13 protein-coding genes and 1 pseudogene are annotated in these 20,281 nt (G+C 36.7%); 7 read left to right on the top strand and 7 right to left on the bottom strand.

From position 1 onward, the window contains the following. Nucleotide 1: 1 nt before the first annotated feature. Complete coding sequence (nhaC, locus tag A7A78_RS01680) at nt 2-1,477, bottom strand: Na+/H+ antiporter NhaC (RefSeq protein WP_068760600.1); 1,476 nt, start codon at nt 1,475-1,477, stop codon at nt 2-4. A gap of 416 nt (nt 1,478-1,893) precedes the next feature. Here nhaC and A7A78_RS15350 point away from each other — a divergent pair. The 4 genes and pseudogenes from A7A78_RS15350 to A7A78_RS01665 form a co-directional block, all read left to right on the top strand. Further along, nucleotides 1,894-2,001 (top strand): annotated as a pseudogene (locus tag A7A78_RS15350) (IS982 family transposase); the annotation flags it as partial. Between the two features lie 32 nt (nt 2,002-2,033). Next, the gene (locus A7A78_RS01675; RefSeq protein ID WP_068760598.1) at nt 2,034-2,669 is read left to right on the top strand and encodes a response regulator; all 636 of its coding nucleotides are present in this window, start codon (nt 2,034-2,036) and stop codon (nt 2,667-2,669) included. A gap of 61 nt (nt 2,670-2,730) precedes the next feature. Next, the gene (locus A7A78_RS01670; protein WP_165593534.1) at nt 2,731-4,434 is read left to right on the top strand and encodes a sensor histidine kinase; all 1,704 of its coding nucleotides are present in this window, start codon (nt 2,731-2,733) and stop codon (nt 4,432-4,434) included. Between the two features lie 72 nt (nt 4,435-4,506). Beyond that, on the top strand, nt 4,507-7,245 hold the full coding sequence (locus A7A78_RS01665) for a tail fiber domain-containing protein (RefSeq protein ID WP_068760593.1): 2,739 nt from the start codon (nt 4,507-4,509) through the stop codon (nt 7,243-7,245). A 106-nt stretch (nt 7,246-7,351) separates the two neighbouring features. Here A7A78_RS01665 and A7A78_RS01660 read toward each other — a convergent pair whose 3' ends face one another. Together A7A78_RS01660 and A7A78_RS01650 are read right to left on the bottom strand one after the other, a co-directional pair. Continuing rightward, nucleotides 7,352-8,101, bottom strand: coding sequence for a hypothetical protein (locus A7A78_RS01660; RefSeq protein ID WP_068760591.1), 750 nt, complete (start codon nt 8,099-8,101; stop codon nt 7,352-7,354). Between the two features lie 583 nt (nt 8,102-8,684). After that, nucleotides 8,685-9,884, bottom strand: coding sequence for an aminotransferase class I/II-fold pyridoxal phosphate-dependent enzyme (locus A7A78_RS01650; protein WP_068760893.1), 1,200 nt, complete (start codon nt 9,882-9,884; stop codon nt 8,685-8,687). A 175-nt stretch (nt 9,885-10,059) separates the two neighbouring features. On the opposite strand from A7A78_RS01650, the gene lpdA reads away from it, so the two are divergent. After that, the gene (gene lpdA, locus A7A78_RS01645) at nt 10,060-11,463 is read left to right on the top strand and encodes a dihydrolipoyl dehydrogenase (protein WP_068760587.1); all 1,404 of its coding nucleotides are present in this window, start codon (nt 10,060-10,062) and stop codon (nt 11,461-11,463) included. A gap of 71 nt (nt 11,464-11,534) precedes the next feature. Here lpdA and A7A78_RS01640 read toward each other — a convergent pair whose 3' ends face one another. The 4 genes from A7A78_RS01640 to A7A78_RS01625 all read right to left on the bottom strand — a co-directional run bounded on the left by A7A78_RS01640 (nt 11,535) and on the right by A7A78_RS01625 (nt 18,047). Continuing rightward, the gene (locus A7A78_RS01640; RefSeq protein WP_068760585.1) at nt 11,535-15,038 is read right to left on the bottom strand and encodes a TraB/GumN family protein; all 3,504 of its coding nucleotides are present in this window, start codon (nt 15,036-15,038) and stop codon (nt 11,535-11,537) included. Nucleotides 15,039-15,176: 138 nt separating this feature from the next. After that, the gene (locus A7A78_RS01635; protein ID WP_068760584.1) at nt 15,177-15,779 is read right to left on the bottom strand and encodes a superoxide dismutase family protein; all 603 of its coding nucleotides are present in this window, start codon (nt 15,777-15,779) and stop codon (nt 15,177-15,179) included. Between the two features lie 142 nt (nt 15,780-15,921). Next, the gene (locus A7A78_RS01630) at nt 15,922-17,136 is read right to left on the bottom strand and encodes a bifunctional alpha/beta hydrolase/OsmC family protein (protein ID WP_068760582.1); all 1,215 of its coding nucleotides are present in this window, start codon (nt 17,134-17,136) and stop codon (nt 15,922-15,924) included. Further along, nucleotides 17,136-18,047, bottom strand: a complete 912-nt coding sequence (locus A7A78_RS01625; protein ID WP_068760580.1) for a diacylglycerol/lipid kinase family protein — start codon at nt 18,045-18,047, stop codon at nt 17,136-17,138. Before A7A78_RS01625 ends, A7A78_RS01630 begins: the two co-directional genes overlap by 1 nt. Before the next feature lie 65 nt (nt 18,048-18,112). Between A7A78_RS01625 and A7A78_RS01620 the strand changes: the two genes are divergently transcribed. After that, nucleotides 18,113-19,078, top strand: a complete 966-nt coding sequence (locus tag A7A78_RS01620; protein ID WP_068760579.1) for an App1 family protein — start codon at nt 18,113-18,115, stop codon at nt 19,076-19,078. Between the two features lie 79 nt (nt 19,079-19,157). Further along, complete coding sequence (locus tag A7A78_RS01615; RefSeq protein ID WP_068760577.1) at nt 19,158-20,279, top strand: vWA domain-containing protein; 1,122 nt, start codon at nt 19,158-19,160, stop codon at nt 20,277-20,279. The last annotated feature ends 2 nt before the right edge of the window (nt 20,280-20,281 follow it).

Below are 20,281 nucleotides of genomic sequence, written 5' to 3'. Positions count from 1 at the left end.
TTTATGCTGTTGCTCTTTTTGTTTCGGAAAGTTGTCTTATTTTTATGCTGAAAGCTGCAAAAATAAGTGTCATAATTGGGCTGAGCCAATTGAAAATAGCATAGCCAGCATAATGAAGGGTATCAACGCCCAAAACACTACTTTGATAGGCACCACAAGTGTTCCAGGGTACTAATACTGAGGTTACTGTTCCACTATCTTCCAAAGTTCTACTTAAATTTTCTGGTGCCAAGCCACGGTCATGATAAGCCTGCTTAAACATTTTTCCAGGAATTACTAAAGCTAAATATTGATCGGAAGCTATTATATTAAGTCCTAAACAGCTCAATACAGTACTTGCAAAAAGTCCAAAAATAGAGTGGGCAAGTTTTAATAGAGATTTGGTAATGCGTGCCAAAGCACCAATACCATCCATGATTCCTCCAAAGACCATCGCGCATAAAATTAAAAATATAGTCCAGAGCATTCCCTCCATTCCACCAGATGTAAAAAGATCGTTAAGTTGTTCGTTATCAGTTTTTATTGAGGTGTCCGTGAAAATAGAATTTACAATAGCACCAAAATTTGAAGATGAAATAGCATTTAATATTTGGGGCTGGAATACAATAGCAAATATTGCAGCAGAAATTACTCCAATGCCTAAAGCCAAAAGTGGTTTTGTCTTTAACAGAATTAAAACAATTACTAAACCCGGAACAATAAAAAGCCATGGATTAATATTGAAGGTAGCATCAATTGTTGCCAGAAGACCACTAACATCTGCATTACCATGAGTTTCTACGGTTGCACTCAAAATGGAAAAAACAATAAGGGTAATTACATAGGTAGGAACAGTGGTAAAAGCCATGTATCGAATGTGTGTAAACAAATCTGTCCCAGCCATTGCAGGGGCTAAATTTGTTGTATCGCTTAAAGGTGACATTTTATCTCCAAAATATGCACCTGAAATTACTGCTCCTGCTACCATTCCTGGGGAAATCCCCAATGCGGTACCAATACCTACCAAAGCTATTCCCACAGTAGCGGAAGTAGTCCAACTACTGCCTGTAGCAATCGAGATTATTGAAGCAATAATTACTGATGCGGGAAGAAAAAATGAAGGACTTAAAACTTGAAGCCCATAATATACCATAGCAGGAATAACACCACTTATTAACCAAGTACCTGCTAAAGCCCCAACTAAAAATAAAATCATAATAGGGACAAAAACACTTTTAAGATTTTCATACACTTCTGCCATCATTATGGCTACCGTGCTTTTATTAAAAAAACCTACTATTGCAGCCACCACGCCACCTATTAATAATATTAATTGGTTTGAATATTCACCAAACCATTCTCCATCCGCAAAAAAAATATTATATGCCAATAATGACATTAATATTATAACAGGAATCAATGCCTCCCAAATATTGAGCTCTACATTGTCAACTATATGCTCATTTTCGGGATGCGGGCGAAGGTTTTGGTTTTCCATAGTTGGGAAGATTTATTTTTTAGGAATGTAATGTTACGATTTTGTAAAAAGCTATGCAAATTTTATCTTCCTTCGTCTTGGTGGATGGCTTTTTTTAAGTGGACCGTCAACGCTAATTAGCTTATGCCATAATTTGTCCGTTCTCAGGTGAATTTCTTAAATCCTTTCATCCTTTTGTCCTTTTCTCTTTTGTACTTCTTCCCTCGTGCCTTGTCGTTCACACCTCGTTAATCACCCCTTAAAACACTTCTTTTTCATACTCCTCCCTAAAACCCATAGATATTATAAGTGTACCGAAACTTCCTCTTATTCCTGGCGCACAAATTTCTTCACTATACAAATGGCGTTCTTTATTTATGCATTCAAATGTTAATTTTTCCATTTCACAATAAATCATGATAAATATTTCTTGAGAGTTACCTACAAGGCTACTTTCTAAAATAGCTGCTTTTACTATGATTCAATACTTGAATTTCTTAGTCTTAAATAGACCTATCTATAAAATTAAAATTAACTTTACCTAAATGCACAGCTGGTATTGTATTAATAACTATTCATGAAACCAACCATTGCAATAGTAGAAGATAATGAAGACCTTTTGGAGGCTATGGCAGGTATGCTCAAAGCGACCCATAAGTATGCCATAGAAGGCAGTTTCAAAAATGCGGAAGAAGCACTCGTTGAGATTCCACTATTAAAACCTAATGTTGTATTAATGGATATTAATTTGCCCAAATTAACGGGTATAGAATGTGTATCAGCACTTAAAAAACAATGTCCTGACACTTTATTTGTGATGTGCACCTCCTATGAAGACGAGGATAAAATTTTTAAAAGTCTAGAAGCGGGAGCTAGTGGTTACATTTTAAAAACCGATGGCCCCAAAAAAATTATTTCAGCACTGGAAGATCTTTTTGAAGGGGGAAGTCCAATGAGTGCGAGTATTGCAAGAAAGGTAGTGAGTAGTTTTTCTAAATTTTCAAAAAAAACAAATGCAGAAATGGAGCTCTTAACAGAGCGGGAAGTAGAAATTTTGGATTTAATAGCAAAAGGAAACCTTAATAAAGAGGTTAGTGAAAAACTGTTCATAAGCCTAGGCACAGTAAAAAAGCATGTGCAAAACATTTACGAAAAACTTCACGTAAACACAAGGGTTGAAGCAGTAAACAAATACTTGAACCGTAATGTGTAGTTGTTTTATTTCAAAATGGAAAATGGTATTTGTTTATCTTTTTTTTATTCCAATTGTTGGAATGGCACAGCTTCAGGAAAAAGAACTACTGCCAAGAATACAATCCTGTAAAACAAAAGAATGTAAGCTTATAAACGCCTTCAAATTAGCGGAACATTACCTTGAAACCGATGAAATTCCATTAGCCCAAAAATGGCTGGACTCCTGTAAAATATGGAGTTTTGAAAATCCAGAAATCCTAAATCAGTCTGATATCTTTAGTTTGCAATCGGAGTTATTCTATTATTTTGGGTTGTTTCAATTTGGCACCACGGAAGCAGAAAAAGGGATTGACTTTGCGATGAAAGAAAAGGATAGTGCATCCATAGCCGATCTGTATTTTTTTAAGGGTATCAACCTTTTTGAAATGCGTAATTACGTGGCTTCCGGAAAAGCTTTAAAAAATGCAGAAAAATTCTATTCTTCAGAAATTAAAACAGAACACCTTAGAACATTTATAAAACCTGAGCATATCTACAATAATTTAGGACAACTAAAATTGCAACTTAAAGATTGGGACAGTGCTTATTATTATAACGAAAAAGCATACAGAATCGCAAAAATTGAAAAAAGCGGTCGCGCACTAGCCAATTGTGAGCAGACTTTTGGACTTATTAAATTGGGAAAACAACAAAAGGATAGTGCTGTATTTTATTTCCATAAAAGCAAACAAACAGCACTAGCTTTTAACTATTACGATATAGCAACTGTAAATGAAGGCTTTTTGATGAAAGCATTTATTCCGCAAAAAGATTCTGTGTTGAATCATTTTCGAAATGGAGAAATATTAATAGAAAACTATCCTGTTAATACTCTTTTTAAACGGTATTTTTTTAAGGAAGCCGCATCAATTTTTGAAGTTTTGGAAATGGAAAAGCAAACCATCGCGCTTCAAAAAAAAATACTGCAAATTGAAGACTCTATCCGTTTTCAAGGAAATTCATTGGTTCAAAATATATCCCAGCAATATTTGGAAAATGAAAAGGAATTATTTAACCTGCAGCGCAATGAATTTGAAAAACAGAAAAAGGTTAGCCTGTTGCAAATCACAACGCTTTTATTAATTACTTTCTTATTAATTGTAATGGTACTGCTTTTTAGAAGAAAAAATAAAGTTCAAAAAAGGCTGTTACAGCAAAAAACAGAAATTAGTAACGACTTGCACGATGATATTGGAAGCAATTTAACCAGTATTTTAATTCATGCACAAATGCTGGAAGCACAAGAAAACCTTTCCGTAGAACAAAAAAAGACTGCCTCGAAAATATCGAGTACAGGAGCGGAAATAGGTCAGCGTTTAAATACCTTTATTTGGACTTTAAATGAAGCCCACGATAATCTTCAGGACTTTTTGGAATACGTAAAGCATTATGCTGCTAAAACTTTAGAAGGAATGCCTATCAAACTGGAATATTTAGAAAACATTAAAAATGCCTCGGAAATAAAAATTTCTGGGCAAATGCGTAAAAATATCTTCTATTGCATCAAAGAATTAATAGCCAATGCATTAAAACACTCCGAATCAACAAATCTTTCCATAAAGATTTCACTTACCGAAAAAAGATTTTTACAAATACTTATTCAAGATAACGGCAAAGGATTCCAAAAGGGAAAACGCTTGGGAAATGGCTTGCTCAATATTGAAAAAAGAATGCAAGCACATAAAGGAACGTTTACCTACACTTCAGAAAAAGGGTTTAGTGCTACATTATTACTCCCTCTTTAAAATACGACTAAAGTAGTATTGTGAATACAAACGAGTTATGTCAATTTAGTATTTCATAGAAATACACTTGCAATGAAGTTTTTTTTACAAATTATCATTTTTCTTCTTACGGGAATTCTCACCGCTCAAGTTGGAATAAACACTACAAATCCCAATGCCACATTAGATATCCCTGCACTTAATTCATCCAGCCCAACGAATACTGAAGGTATTTTAATACCAAGAGTAAGTGCCTTTCCTTCTCCTAATCCCGGAGCAGGACAACACGGAATGATGCTGTTTTTGACCAGTACTGTTGGGGTGAATACGCCAGGGTTTTATTATTGGGATAATGTTTCAGGTAGTTGGATTCCTGTAGGAAATAATACAAACATAGGTTGGAAAACATCAGGAAATGCAGGTACAAACCCAACTACAAATTTTATTGGTACCACAGATAATCAGGACATTATTTTTAAAAGGAATAATGTAAACTCTGGAATTATAGCCCCTGCAAATACATCTTTTGGAAGATCGAGCTTAGCAGCCAATACCTCTGGTTTTGATAATTCAGCCTTTGGGGCAGATGCTTTACTTTCCAATACTACGGGAAGGGATAATTCCGCTTTTGGAAATAATGCTTTGGCAGCAAACACAATAGGTGTAAATAATGCCTCATTTGGGGCGTCTTCACTAGCTTCCAATATATCGGGAAATAGTAATTCTGCATTTGGAGCAAGTTCTATGATAAGCAATACTACGGGTAACTCGAATGCTGCTTATGGCACTGCTTCCTTAGCTTCAAACACTACAGGTAGTAATAATGTAGCTTTTGGCGTAAGTGCTCTGGAATCGAACACTACGGGAGCGAACAATAGTGCCTTTGGATCAGGTGCTCTTTTTGTTAATTCTACGGGAACAAATAATGTAGCAATTGGTTTGTTTGCCATGGGTTCTAATACTACTGGTCAAAGAAATACGGCAACTGGGCGAAGTGCTTTGGGGTCCAATACTACCGCGTCAGATAATTCCGCTTTTGGGTATTTTTCTTTAAACTCCAACACAACGGGTTTGCGTAACGCTGCTTTTGGAAATAATTCCTTATCGTTGAATACTACCGGAAATTTTAATTCCGCTTTCGGTTCTTCATCAATGCAATCGAATACTACGGGTATTAATAACGCTGCCTTTGGAAGTTCTAGCTTATTTAATAATACTAGCGGAGTAAATAATGCCGCTTTTGGTTCGTCCGCATTGCAAGCAAATACTACAGGTGGTAACAATGCCGCTTTTGGAGCTGGCTCTTTAAGCAGTAATACTTCGGGCAGTACCAATACAGCTTTTGGTGCCAACGCTTTATCTAATAATACAATTGGTGTTGAGAATGTTGGGATTGGTGCCGCCGCTTTATTTAATAATACTACGGCAAATTTTAACGTGGCCGTAGGGCGTTCTGCATTGTCTTCAAACCTAGACGGAATTGGAAATACTGCTCTTGGTAAAAGCGCACTTACTTCAAATACTTCAGGAAGCAGTAATGTTGCTTTGGGTATTAATGCGGTCAACTCAAACACCACAGGCAGCAGTAATATTGGCATAGGGCCTTTATCGCTTGACGATAATACTTCGGGGAGTTTAAATATTGCTATTGGGTCCAATTCTTTAACCAATAATATTTCCGGATTAAATAATGTAGGTATTGGAACAGCTTCTTTAGGAACTAATACTACTGGAAGTAACAATATAGGTATAGGGAACAATAGCGATGTGGGCTCGGATGCCTTGACCAATGCGACGGCAATTGGTAATAATGCCTTTGTAGAAGCCAGTAATAGCTTGGTTCTGGGAAGCATCAATGGTGTAAACGGGTCAACAGCGAACGTAAATGTGGGCATTGGTACAACAACGCCCTTGAGTAAACTTAACGTGGTAGCCAATGAAGGTACTTCAGGAGCTTCGTATAATACGGATGCTATACTAACCATAGATCGCAAGGGGGATGATGCCTATATAGGGCTTTATACAGATGACGATCAAGCTTCGGCATTGCTATTCGGGAATAGTTTGCACAGTTCCCACGGAGGTATTTATTACAACACCTCCAATACCTTTGATATGCGTTTTAGAACCAATGGAAACATTACCCGAATGACCTTGGATAATACTGGAAATTTAGGTGTAGGGACTTTGGCTCCAAATAGAAAACTGGAAATTTCAAATTCAGGGAATGTTTTTGCTAGAATTACCAGTACTAGCGGTAATCAAGCTGGATTAGAATTGTTACGAACGGGAAGTACCGGAAATGATTGGTTGCTTACGGATGACAATGGAATTTTTAAAATAACAAGAGGGTTAGCAGATTTTGTTAGTTCTCAAGATGAATTTTATTTTGACACTTCTTTTTTTGCCTCTGCCATAGACGGAACAAAGACATTGGGTACCTCAATCAGAAAATGGATAAGTATCCATGCAGTGAATGGAGTTATTCAAACAAGCGATGCTAGGGAAAAACAAAATATCCAAGAACTTAATTATGGTTTGGAAAAAGTTATGGGCCTAAAACCGGTATCTTATAATTGGATCAATAAAGATATTGATAATCATTCCACCCATCTTGGCTTTATTGCTCAAGAATTGCAAAAAACCATTCCCGAAGTGGTTCTAGCCAATGAATGGAAACAAAATAGTAATGAAACAAAAACCTGGGAGCCTGTAGACCGCCTAGGGGTAAATTATGCAGAGATTATTCCTGTTTTAGTGAAGGCTATCCAAGAGCAGCAACTACAAATTGAGGAATTAAAAAATCAAATCGAAGCACTGGAAAAACAATGAACTCCCAAACGCGCTTCCAGATAGTGCCTATTAAAAAGTAGCCCGCCTTGAGCGAAGTCAAAGGGAGGCCAAAAGCTCAATAGTTTCAATTCCCCCATTAGACAATTCAAAAAACCCCTAAATTCCCAATCCCCACAGCATTCGCACTCTTAAATAGATAAAAGGTCTCCCCAACCTTATCATAAAACTTCATACCCAGAACCGCAAGCGACGTGCCGCTCACATCCGGGAGATCCACTCCCAGTTGAAAGGAATCCCCTGAATAATTCTTGTCAAAATAGAAGGGAACACTGGTTTTCAATTGATATTTCAAGGTGTCAAAATCAAAATGCAAAAGCCCAAGGGTAAGCGCCATATGGGTAGCCCCAGATGGAAAGCTTACCGCGTGGATATCAAAGTTTGTAACTTCTAGAATCCTATTGACAAAATCATAGTGTAGGGTGGCACCCAAAACCTCAGCCACATTACAAGCGGGGGTAAAATTAAAATTCCCCAGCAAATTCTTTCCCCTCACAGTGGTCAATCCTTGGCCCACATTTCGCTGCCCACGCTCACTCACCGGATCCATTTTTTTTAGCTCAGTAAATAAGGTCATCATCCGTTTATGGAGGGTACCATCTTTTCGCACACATAGAAAGGGAGCCAACGAAAGCCTAAAATGCTTTTTCACACTACTGCAATGCCCAAACTCACTGGCATTTTCCCTGGTACGAACCATACTCGGGCTGTTTTTTACACTTTCACTGGTGTAACCCCCACCAGCAGCACGAGCTAGATCCCCACCATTTTTTGATCTGTAATAGGTAACATCCCCAATAGTACCCTTAAGCCGAATAACACCTACCTGTTTTGCCATAATTAAAGTATTTCGTGCTAATATAATAAAAATCAAGAAAATATATGTAGTGTATTTATATTGTTATTATAGCGTATATAAAGTGTATTTAAACCGTGTATAAAACGTGTTTATAGCGTATATAAAGCGTATCATATTCTAATAAAATATAAATCTATCCCCTTTTTGAACCGCTGTTGCATGAGAAAATATAATAGCTAATTCAAACAATGTCTAAGTTGTGATGTAAGAAAGGTATCGTCCTGCCTTTGCAATGGCAGTAGAAAGAATAGGGGAGGAAATACGCCACTGAAAAATATAGACTTACCAAATGCATGGGATTTAAATTTTAGAGCGGGGGGGGCTGCTGCCAATATTTTTATTGGTAATGGAAATAAATTTTCGCTACGCTTCTTAAAATGAAAATCGTTAGAGTGCAAATACGGCTTTATTTTTACAGGTGTTCCAAAGGGAAAGACCAAACAATTATGGATGCACTTATAAAAATATTGAACTAATAAAAGCGGCTTAAAAATTTCACATATTGAATAAAAAAGCACCCGATGATAATCGGGGAGTTTTTTGTTATTCAGAAATAATTCACCTACAAAACCCCAACTTTCACCATACATTCCCGCATCATTTGGTAGGTACGAGCAATATCGTTGTCTAGTCCAATACTAAAACGTATCAACCCATCACTAAGCCCCATTTCTTTTTGTTCCTCTTCTGGAATTTCTGAAGAAGTGGAAGAGCCCGGCGCACTGAAGAGTGTTTTATAAAAGCCTAAACTAACTGCCAGATACCCAAGATTGCGTTCCTGCATCATTTCCATCAATTCGTTCGCTTTTTCAATTCCACCAACGTCAATGGTTAACATTCCGCCGAAACCGTATTCGGTATTCATCATTTTTTTGAAAAGCTCGTGACCGGAATGTGACTTCAATCCCGGGTAAACCGTTTTTAAACCTTCGGACTCAAATTTTTCAGCTAAATACAACGCATTTTCACTGTGTTGTTTTATGCGAATGTGAAGCGTTCTCAAATTTTTCAAAATGGAAGCAGCTCGCAAACTGTCCATTGCTGGACCTAACAACATATTGGCGCCATCGTTTACATTGCGAAGGGCGTCAATAAATTCCTGTGTGCCACAAGTTACGCCGCCCATAGTATCACTACTTCCATTTATGAATTTTGTTAGACTATGTAAAACTACATCAGCTCCCAAATCTGCAGGAGAAATGCTCAAAGGTGAAAAGGTATTATCAACCAACAATTGCAGGCCGTGTTTTTTCGCAATTTTTGAAAGAGCTTCAATATCTGCAATTTCCAAAAGTGGATTGCTTACTGTTTCGCAGTAAATTATTTTAGTATTTTCAGTAATAGAGGCTTCAACTTGCTCCAAATTTGTAATATCTACAAACGAAGTTTCAATATTCAATTGTGGCGCAAAGTTTTTCAGAAAAGCATAAGTTCCTCCATAAATAGTTCTGCTGGAAACTATGTGATTACCCGCTTTGCAAAGCTGAAGAATTGCTGGCGTAATAGCGCCCATTCCGCTTGCGGCAACATTTGCTGTTTCCGTTCCTTCCATTGCCGCCAAAGCTTGGCCTAAATAGAGATTGGAAGGAGTAGAGTGGCGGGAATATAAATAACAGCCGTCCGCATTTCCTTCAAAAGTGTCGAACATCGTTTTTGCCGAAAGAAAGGTATAGGTTGAAGAATCTGAAATGGAAGGATTAACCCCTCCAAATTCGCCAAAGTACTGTAAATCCTGAATTTTGTCTGCTGGTTTAAAAGCCATGATAGTTATTTTAGGTTGTTCGGCAAATTTGCGAAAAATTAAAGGAGTGGTAAAATTATAAGCCATTTCCTTTTCTAAATTTAGTTTTCAGAATTGCCAAAACTTTATTGATTATAACTTTTACTATCTAAGCTTTAACTGTTAAATTTGCACTTCAATTTTAAAGAGATATTTTATGAGCACTTATGATGTAGCAATAATTGGTTCGGGTCCCGGTGGATATGTAGCAGCAATCCGTTGCGCACAATTGGGTATGAAAACCGCAATCATTGAAAAATATGATGTTTTAGGTGGAACCTGCCTGAATGTAGGCTGTATTCCGAGCAAAGCGTTACTGGATTCCTCACATCATTATGAAGATGCGATGAAACATTTTGAAGAGCACGGGATTGAAATTTCTGGCGATATAAAATTGAATTTGAAAAAAATGATAGAGCGCAAAGCTTCGGTTGTGGATCAAACCACCAAAGGAATTGCGTTTTTAATGGATAAAAACAAAATTGACGTTTTCACAGGAATGGGCGCTTTTAAGGATGCAACCCATATTAAAATCACCAACGGAAAGAAAAAAGAAACCATTGAAGCGAAAAATACCATTATTGCTACCGGCAGCAAGCCGTCAACGCTTCCTTTTATAAAATTGGATAAAGACCGAATTATCACTTCAACCGAGGCTTTAAATATGAAAGAGGTTCCAAAACACCTCATTGTTATTGGCGGTGGTGTGATTGGTTTGGAACTTGGGCAAGTATATCACCGTTTGGGTGCTGAGGTTTCTGTTGTGGAATATATGGATAGAATTATCCCAACAATGGATTCTTCGCAAAGCAAGGAATTGATGAAGGTTATGAAGAAACAAGGTGTAAAATTTTTCGTTTCGCATAAAGTTTCCTCAGTTTCCAAAAAAGGAAAAGAAGTAACTGTTACCGCAACCGATAAAAACGATAAAGAAGTAACTTTTAAAGGCGATTACTGCTTGGTTTCCGTAGGAAGAAAGCCTTATACCGAAGGTCTTAAAGCTGAAAACGCGGGTGTTAAAATCACTGAGCGCGGAATGATTGACGTTAACGATCATCTTCAAACAAACATTAAGAATATCTACGCCATTGGTGATGTGGTTCGCGGCGCAATGCTTGCGCACAAAGCTTCGGAAGAAGGCGTTTTGGTTGCAGAAATAATTGCCGGACAAAAACCACATATTGATTATAACCTAATTCCCGGAGTGGTTTACACTTGGCCGGAAGTTGCTTCCGTTGGAAAAACTGAAGAGCAACTTAAAGAAGCAAAAGTTGAATATAAAATGGGTCAGTTCCCGATGCGCGCTTTGGGAAGAAGCCGTGCCAGTGGTGATACCGATGGTTTTGTAAAAATCCTTTCCGATAAAAAAACCGATGAGGTTTTGGGTGTCCATATGGTTGGCGCAAGAGTTGCAGATCTAATTGCTGAAGCTGTTACAGCAATGGAGTTCCGTGCCAGTGCAGAAGATATTTCCAGAATGAGCCACGCACACCCAACCTATGCAGAAGCAGTGAAAGAAGCTGCGCTTGCCGCAACGGATGATAGGGCATTACATATTTAAGATCTTATAGTTTCCCATAAAAAAAGTCCCGCATAAGTGGGACTTTTTTATTGCTTGCTCTTAAGCAGTTTCTAATCTATAACTTCATTATCGATAGTGGTTGTTTCTTTTATCAAATTTGCTGCTTGGGTTTGCCAATCTTCCTCAAAAACTTCCCAATCTACATAAGCGTTTGCCATTTTGAAATCTGAAAAATTTATTGCGGTCTCTTCGGCGATGCCAAAATATTTTTCACCATCATCTTCCGTATATGAAAATGTGAAGGCATAATAATTTTTATCGTCAATTGTAGTTTCGCCTAAATATTCAAAAATGTTGGGATATTCTTCATATTCGCCTCCAGCGGTATTGTAGAGCGAAAGCTTTGCAAATTCAATTGGCTCTAAATATTCCTCGGGTATCAATTCAGTTTTTTCAACTTCTACCATACTTTCCATCATTTCAAAACGGGAGTACATATCTTCAAAAGCATCGTTCAATGTTTTTTGGTCGATTTCAATATCCAATTCAATACACGCCATCAAAGCTTGGGTTCGCAGCCATTGATCTTCTTCAAGTTCATCAACAAGAAATTTGAGAGTTTTGTTTATATCTGAATTGCTTTCTTTTACCGTTTTTGCAATGTCAATATAATTGTAAATAAGGTTGTAGTTTATGAAGCTGCTATTTTTGCGCGCTATAGTATCTATGTATGCTTTAGCGTCTGCATACATGTTTTTTAGAAGTGTATTTTTTAATAAAGGCATTTTGCCTCCATAAACACTATCTTTCAACACATTATTTTTGTAAAAAGCAGCTATTTTGTCTCTATAATCTTTTGTGTCCGCAAGCCGTGCGAAACGTTCATCATTTGCAACAAATAGCGGAATAGTATCTGACAATGAATACAAAACATTAAATGGAGTTCCTGAAACTCGTTCAGGTTGGTGATTTTCCAATAAATCGAAATAGGTTGCGGAGGCTTCTTCATTCTCAAAATCCAAAATACGTTCAAGGATGGCCAATCTAGCATTATTGCTAGTTTTTTTATTTTTATAATAATTGGTTAATGTTTTTAATGTTTCAGTATTTCTGAGAGTTACCAAATTACTGATTATGTAATATTTTGCTCCGTAATAAATGCTGTCGTCCCGATAGCGGTTTTTCAGATTTTTCTCTAAAATTTTATATTCCGAAGCGTCAAAAGTATAGTAACCCAAAGCTCCTTTTGCTTCTTTAAATTTTACGGAATCTTTGGATTTCAGATTTTTAAAGATTAAGTCTGCTTTTGAAGCCGAGAGGTTGAATTTGCTTGTATTATTTTTTATTTCAAATGAATTGAAAAATTCGTCCACCCGCGGTTCATTTATTTCTTCATCGCCCAAATACGTTAAAAACAGAAATATTGTATCATCATCGAGTAATAATTTCATTCGTTGTTTTACATGTGTGTTTGGATTTTCCATTAAAATTTCACGTGCCGGTTTTCCCGCCACTGTGGTGGGAATATTGCTGATTAGCGTATCGTTATAATCCTTAAGCGCATCTACATATTCTTCATAAAAAACCTCAAGGGATTTCTGCCTATAATAGGGTTTCAGTTTAATTTCCTGAACTAAATAGGTGCCTGCGGTCTGAAGGTCCAACGCACTGTAGTTTTTTACGTAACTATATTCTGATTCAGCTTCATATGGTTCTTCATCAAGAATAACTTTTTTGTTCGGTGTTTTAAAGGAATATTTTTCACTGATGTTTACAATACTGTCAAAAGGGGCTTCTGCATAGGGCAAAAATTTAAAGGAATTAAGAAATTCATCGTTAGCTGTTACTTTTTCATTTTCAACAGTTTTTTGGGCCATTAATAAATAGGTTCTGTTTCCGCGAAGAAAAAGTTTTGCGACGGTATGGTATTTATCCGCAAACATAATTTCGTAGGCTTTTCCTTCAATACCATCCATTGTTATGGATTTTGGCTCGCTTATTAAAATGCCACGTTCCTTAAAGTAATTTTCAAAATAATCGTAATACGCAGCTTTTTGGTTTATGTAATATCCCAAAGGTTGGTCATTATATCTAAACAAGTACAATGTATGCTCTGCCTTGTCAGAAGATGTGAAAATTTTTAAATCATAAGGAGAGCGTTCTTCTCCGTTTGGATTTTCTTTTTCATGGGAAAGATCTTTTTCCACATCTGGAAAACGAACACTGTAAGCGCCAATGGAATCTATTTTTGTGTGCCAAACAGAGGGAGAGTATTTGGGGCTGAACACTTTAATGGAATTGAAAAAAGCATCTGCATATGGAGATTTAACTTCATCCATTGTATTTTCTGTAAAGAAGAAATAGACAATTTTATTGGCGAATGCGAGTTGCATTCGGGAAATATTTTCGTTTTTTCTTATTAAAACCTCAGTAAATTGTACACTATCTTTTTGAAATGTTCTTTTACTTATTAATGAATCCGTTTCCGAAGCCATCTGCCCTTTGATGATGTTTTCAACAAAATCAAAATCTTTTTTTAAGGTTTCGCTTCTTAAATCCATTGCCATATAGGCAAAGGTGCCGCCAAAAATAAGGTCGGTGCTGGTTTGGGTCTCAAACTTTCCGCCCAGATTCATGGAAATGGCTTTGTTCGGTGTTAAAACACTGTAGCCCAATTCCTTATTGTTGTCTTCATACCAATGGTCTGTGTCTGGAATAATTTGGTATGGTTCCTCACTTTGAGTAAATGTGGCATTTACTTTTTTTACGGTATATCCTTTTTTCCGAAGTAAATCGATAACCCCATTCTTACCTGGCAAATGTGCTGTTCCCACAGCGGCAAAGACCGTGTGGTCCTTCATAATATCTTCAATGCTATTTGCCATCACATTGTTTCGCTTCACCATTATTTCATCTGCGGGCTCATTTAGGTTTACGTAATATAAAATTTCATCGATGTTACCATTGTAATATAATTCGATAATTCTTTCAAGTTGCTCTTCTTGCTCTTCAATACTAGAATCCAAAAGATATAAAATACTTTCTTTTATGTCGTTTTCGTCAATTTTATCTATGGTGGGTATTTGGTCCTCAATTTTCTCCAAGCCCGCTATTTGCTTTTTGTTGTTATAGGCAATTCCATATAAATAGGCATCTAAAAAAGTTTGTTTGTCATCTGGTTTGTCTTTTTCCTTGGTCAGCATGCTTTCTATTAATTGCGGATGCATTAATGGAAAACTGTCTAGGTCTGTATTGTTTAATTCATAAAATCTATTTTTTAACCTAGCATAATCTTCTTTTGATAAAATTTTCTTGAAAACATTTTCTAATCCAGTGGAATAATAATTATCATCAAAATTATCGTAAACGGAGTCCGGGTGAATTTCCAGCGCAAACATTTCTGACTTTTTAATTGCCGGAATTACGGAATCACTGAATTTGAAGGCACGATTGTCTTTTACATGCAAAGTTCCAAATATGTATGATTTTTTGTTGCTGTCTTTATGCTGAATTTCCCAAAGAAGATCATAATTATCACGCGTTTGGGCGTTTAAAAAAGTGATGTTGAAAAAGATAAAAACGAGCAGGAAATATAATCGGGCAGTAGTAGTCATTGAGAATAGGGCTGAATAAAATTATTTTTTCAATAATAGTAATTTTACAATTCATATTTATTCAATTTTTTATTTTTTTAAAATAAAAAAGCCACCCTTTCAAGGATGGCTTTTCATATTTATATGTGGTTTATATTATTATTTTATAATTCCACCACAGCTCACTCTTCCTCCTGCATCACCAGTAGGTTGGGTTGTAAAATCGTCTTTACCGTCGTGAACTATGACAGCTTTTCCAACAATATTTTTATTTTCATCCATACAGCCTATACACCATTCGTCTGTTTGCATTGAAATACTACCATTTCCATCGGCGTCAGCTTCAAAATTGCCAATGTCACCTTTATGATATCCTTCTGCATCGCCCCATTTACCGTGTTTTTGGTGTGTTGGGTTCCAGTGGCCTCCGGAAGAAGTTCCGTCTTCAGCGCTGCAATCTGCTTTTTCATGTATATGAATGGCGTGCGTTCCGGGTTTTAAACCTTTGAATTTGGCATCCATTACTACCATTCCGTTTTCTTCAGTAAAACTGATTTCACCTTTTGCTGTACTTCCGCTTTTTGGTTGCATTGAAACTGAAACCTTTATTGGCACTTCTTTCATTGCGTCTTCTGAATTTGTGGAATCCATTTGGATGGTATCATTCATTCCATCCATATTTTCCATATCTTTTTTTTCATTTTTACAGCCAACAAATGTTGTAATAGTGATGGCTGTAATTAATATTCCTAATTTTTTCATTTTGGAAATTTTTTAATAGTTAATGTTATGTTGGTTAAATTTTAAGATTATTAAAGGTAAGATTTCAATTCGCAGTGAGCAAGATTTTAAATAAATCTTAGCATTTATAAAAAACTGCTTATGAAAAATATTTAATTTCAGCTTATTCCACAAGCTTTGTAATTACTTGGGTTTTGGTGTGTAACGTTTTATGTACGGGGCATTTGTCGGCAATTTCGAGAAGCTTTTTTTTCTGTTCATCCGTAAGATTGCCTTTTAGTTTAATTTCACGTGTGAAGGTGTCTATTTTTGCTGAATCTTCTTCGCAATGTTCACAATCCACTGCATGATCTTTTGAGTAATTAATGTGGCAAGTAACATTTTCAACTTCCCATTTCTTTCTTTTTGCATACATCTGTATAGTCATTACAGTACAAGCAGCAAGCCCTGCGGAAAGAAATTCATAGGGAGAAGGGCCAAAATTGCTTCCTCCGAAATCCTTTGGCTCGTCCGCAATAAAATAATGATCCCCCAATTTTAAATGGGTCGTGAATTTATCATCAACGTTTAAACTAGCTGCGACCTTACTTTTGCTTTTTATTTCCTTTTGAACAGGAATTTCAACATAGCGCGACGCCCAACCGGCAATCACTTCTCCTACATAATGTGAATCCTCTTTTTTTGAAAGCAAATGATCCACGCCATCCAATGAAACAAAACTTTTTGGGTGATGCGCCGCTTTATAAATTTCTTCTGCGTTTTTTATACCAACCATTGAGTCCTGAGGCGAATGTAAAATTAAAAGTGCCTTCCCAAAACTGCTCACCACATCAATTAACGATTTGTTTTCAAGATCATCCAAAAATTGTTTTTTGATGGTGAAATCTATTCCGCTCAAATTTACTTTCGCCTTACCGTTTTTGTTAATTTCCAGTTCACTGTTTTTGAGCAGATGCATCACATGCGAAGGATGGCTGGGCGAATTGATAACAGCTACAGCCTTAATTGATTTAATTTTTGACGCAGCAAATATAGCAGCTGCTCCACCCAAAGAATGACCAATCAATAGGGTGGGAGCCCTATAATTTTTTTCTAAAAATATTGCTGCTTCAACAAGATCCTCCACATTTCCTGAAAAATTGGTGTTTTCAAAATCACCTTCACTTTCCCCCAAACCTGTAAAATCAAACCGGAGCACACCAAAACCGGCCTCGGTCAATGCGCGTCCCACATTTTTAACAGCCGTTAAATTTTTTGTACATGTAAAGCAGTGCGCAAAAATTGCAAAATTATGTGGTTCTTGATTTAAAGGAAGTTCCAAACGGCCCGCTAGCTGTTCTTCATCTTTGTTTGTGAACGATACTTTATGAATATTCATCAATGAAGGTTTTGTGTATGTAATTTACAGAACATTTCCGGTAAAGCCATTAAAAGACTCTCTTTTTCTATAGTTGCTGTTGCCTCGTCAATTTCACCCAAAAACTCGCCGTCTATTTGGAAAGGTATTTTTTTTATAGAATTAATCTTCGCTTTATGGGTTGAAATAACACGAACAAAATCATCGGACATTTCGGGCTTATCGTTTATTGTCTTAAAAATTTCGATAAAGTCAAGGTTTTTGAAAATGAGGATTTCAAACTTGCCATCGTTCATTTTACCATTCGGATTAATAGTCGCTCCCGTCCCAAATTTATTCGCATTGGCAATGGCGAGCAGTATTCCGGTTTCCTCAAAAGTTCCTTCTTCGGTTTCCACACTGAAATGGAACGGGGAATCTGAATTAAAAAGCGTGGGGATGGATTGTAAAAAATAGCCCATTTTCCCTCGAATGCCCGAGTCTTCATAATTTCTTATAAGTTCCGCATTTATGCCCAAATCAGCAATGTGCAGACAAATTTTGTCATTTATGAATAATGCGTCCAATTTCATAGTGCAATCTGAAAGTGCAATTTCTATCTGTTCCGGAAGCGTTTGCGGAAGATTGAAATTTACAGCCATTCCGTTTGCGGAACCTGCTGGAATTATTCCCAAACATATTTCAGTTCCTAATATACATTGGGCCACCAACGAAATAGTTCCGTCTCCACCAGCAACCAAAATTCGGGATGGTTTTATTTCTTTTATAATGGATTCAATAGCTTCTTTGTCTTTTTTTCCGCTGGTTTCGTAAAGTTTGAAATTGATTTTTCTGCTTTTGGCTTCCTCCTTTACTGAAGTTATAATTGGAGATTTGTCGGAATCACCTGAAATAGGGTTGACTACGAGCAAAATATAATTTTCTGAATTCATTAGTATAGTTTGTTTTTAAAATTAAGTAATTTGGAAATGCTAAATCGTTAACGAAATCTCAATAAGTGAAGCTTGATTTAAAATTGTACCGTGGCTATGTAAACAAAGAGGAATTGGTTGTTTTTGGCCACGTTTTTAAATCTTGGGCCCCAGACAAATACAGAATGGACCGAAAGGGCATCCGGCACGCGGTTTCGGTGATACATATGTTTCGTATTAAACCTTTGGAAAATGTTGAGGTAACTCTGAAATTCAAAAATATTGTAGTCACAACCAAAACCTTGGCTGACGGCTATTTTAGATTTACAATTCCTTATTCCGAAAACATGGAAAGTGGCTGGCATCCGTATGAAGTTAGCTGTAACTTGTATGATTATGGCATCGTGCAGACTTCAGAGTTGTTGAAACCTTTTGAAAGTAAAGTTGGCGTAATTTCAGATATTGATGATACGTTTTTGGTTTCGCACAGCGGAAATTTCTTCAAAAAACTTTACATCCTTCTTTTTAAAAACATCAACAAACGCAAGGTTTTTGAAGACGTTGTGCCACATTATCAAGCGTTGAGCAGGGCAGGGCAGGAGAACGAAACGGCCTCAAATTCATTTTTTTACGTTTCCAGCAGCGAATGGAATTTATATGAATTTATTGATGCTTTTGCGCGGTTGCACAAACTTCCGAAAGCAGTCATTAAATTGAAAAAAATAAAAACGGGAATTTCAGATTTCCTTTTCACCGGAAGAGGAAGCCACGACCACAAATTTGAAAAGATAAAGGATATTATTATGTTCTATCCAAATCTAGATTATGTTCTTTTGGGCGATGACTCGCAAAAAGACCCTTATTTATATGAACGCATCGTAAAGATTTTCCCCGAAAACATTAAGGCTATTTATATTCGTCAAACTTCCCGACGGAAAAAACAACAAGCTGCAGCAGTTCTGAAAAATATTGAATCTATGAATGTTGCAACTTGTTATTTCAGCAATAGCGAAGAAGCTATTGCGCATTCCGAAAGGATAGGAATTCTTTAAAATTTACAGCTTTCTATTTTTAGAAGTAGTTTAACGTTTCGGCTTTTTTTATAAACAAGTATTGTTTTACTTTTAGATTATGAACAAGAAAGAAGCCAAGAGCGGATTTATCTTCACCAAACACACTCCAAAAGACCAATCGCCCTTCGAAAAACTTTTCGATGTTTTTCAGGAATTGATTACGCACACCTCGGGCGATTTTGATGAAGCGATGGACTGGTTAAAACAGTTGGACGAAGAATATAACCTCACAACAGAAGATTATACACTCGATGATTTTGTGGAAGACCTTAAAAAGAAAGGCTATCTGCGCGAAGAAATAAAGATTGACGGCTCAAACGGTTTGGCAATTACCGAAAAAACCGAAAGAGCCCTTCGGAAACGAGCTTTGGAGCAGATTTTTGGAAAGCTCCGGAAAAGCGGCGCAGGAAATCACCGAACCAAACAAACGGGCAGGGGAGATGAGCAAGCTGGAGAGTTTCGCGATTATCGATTTGGGGATTCTTTGGAACAAATCTCGATGACGGAAAGCTTCAAAAATGCACAGGTAAATCACGGTTTGGGCGATTTCACACTTTCAGAAAGCGATTTGGTGGTTGAGGAAACCATGTATAAAACCCAAATGAGCACGGTTTTGATGATAGACATCAGTCATAGTATGATTCTTTATGGCGAAGACCGAATTACGCCCGCAAAAAAAGTGGCGATGGCGCTTTCAGAATTTATCACAACGCGTTATCCAAAAGACACCTTGGATATTTTGGTCTTCGGAAATGACGCTTGGCCCATAAAAGTTAAAGATTTGCCGTATTTAAATGTTGGTCCATACCATACAAATACAGTTGCTGGACTTCAATTGGCGATGGATTTATTACGAAGAAAACGGAACACCAATAAACAGATTTTTATGATAACCGATGGAAAACCGAGTTGCATCCAACTTTCAGATGGACGTTATTATAAAAATAGCAACGGACTGGACAGTTATATTGTAAACAAATGTTACGCAATGGCTTCGCAGGCACGAAAACTTCATATTCCAATCACCACTTTTATGATTGCGGAAGACCCTTATTTAATGCAATTTATTGAACATTTTACAGCTGCAAATCAAGGTAAGGCATTTTACACAGGCTTGAAAGGTTTGGGAGAAATGATTTTTAGTGATTACGAAACAAACAGAAAGAAAAGAATTAGATAAAT

Origin of the sequence: Aequorivita soesokkakensis, assembly GCF_001641085.1 — a bacterium.
Taxonomy (GTDB): Bacteria; Bacteroidota; Bacteroidia; order Flavobacteriales; family Flavobacteriaceae; genus Aequorivita; species Aequorivita soesokkakensis.
Note: the sequence above shows the minus strand (reverse complement) of the source record. Positions and strands in the feature narration are given on the sequence as shown.

Bases quoted from the DNA above. Each gene is read 5' to 3' on its own strand.
- A7A78_RS01660 (WP_068760591.1), bottom strand. From the start codon at position 8,101: ATGGCAAAACAGGTAGGTGTTATTCGGCTTAAGGGTACTATTGGGGAT.
- A7A78_RS01675 (WP_068760598.1), top strand. From the start codon at position 2,034: ATGAAACCAACCATTGCAATAGTAGAAGATAATGAAGACCTTTTGGAG.
- A7A78_RS01615 (WP_068760577.1), top strand. From the start codon at position 19,158: ATGAACAAGAAAGAAGCCAAGAGCGGATTTATCTTCACCAAACACACT.
- A7A78_RS01630 (WP_068760582.1), bottom strand. From the start codon at position 17,136: ATGAATATTCATAAAGTATCGTTCACAAACAAAGATGAAGAACAGCTA.
- A7A78_RS01635 (WP_068760584.1), bottom strand. From the start codon at position 15,779: ATGAAAAAATTAGGAATATTAATTACAGCCATCACTATTACAACATTT.
- A7A78_RS01665 (WP_068760593.1), top strand. From the start codon at position 4,507: ATGAAGTTTTTTTTACAAATTATCATTTTTCTTCTTACGGGAATTCTC.
- A7A78_RS01625 (WP_068760580.1), bottom strand. From the start codon at position 18,047: ATGAATTCAGAAAATTATATTTTGCTCGTAGTCAACCCTATTTCAGGT.
- nhaC (WP_068760600.1), bottom strand. From the start codon at position 1,477: ATGGAAAACCAAAACCTTCGCCCGCATCCCGAAAATGAGCATATAGTT.
- A7A78_RS01640 (WP_068760585.1), bottom strand. From the start codon at position 15,038: ATGACTACTACTGCCCGATTATATTTCCTGCTCGTTTTTATCTTTTTC.
- A7A78_RS01650 (WP_068760893.1), bottom strand. From the start codon at position 9,884: ATGGCTTTTAAACCAGCAGACAAAATTCAGGATTTACAGTACTTTGGC.
- A7A78_RS01670 (WP_165593534.1), top strand. From the start codon at position 2,731: ATGGCACAGCTTCAGGAAAAAGAACTACTGCCAAGAATACAATCCTGT.
- lpdA (WP_068760587.1), top strand. From the start codon at position 10,060: ATGAGCACTTATGATGTAGCAATAATTGGTTCGGGTCCCGGTGGATAT.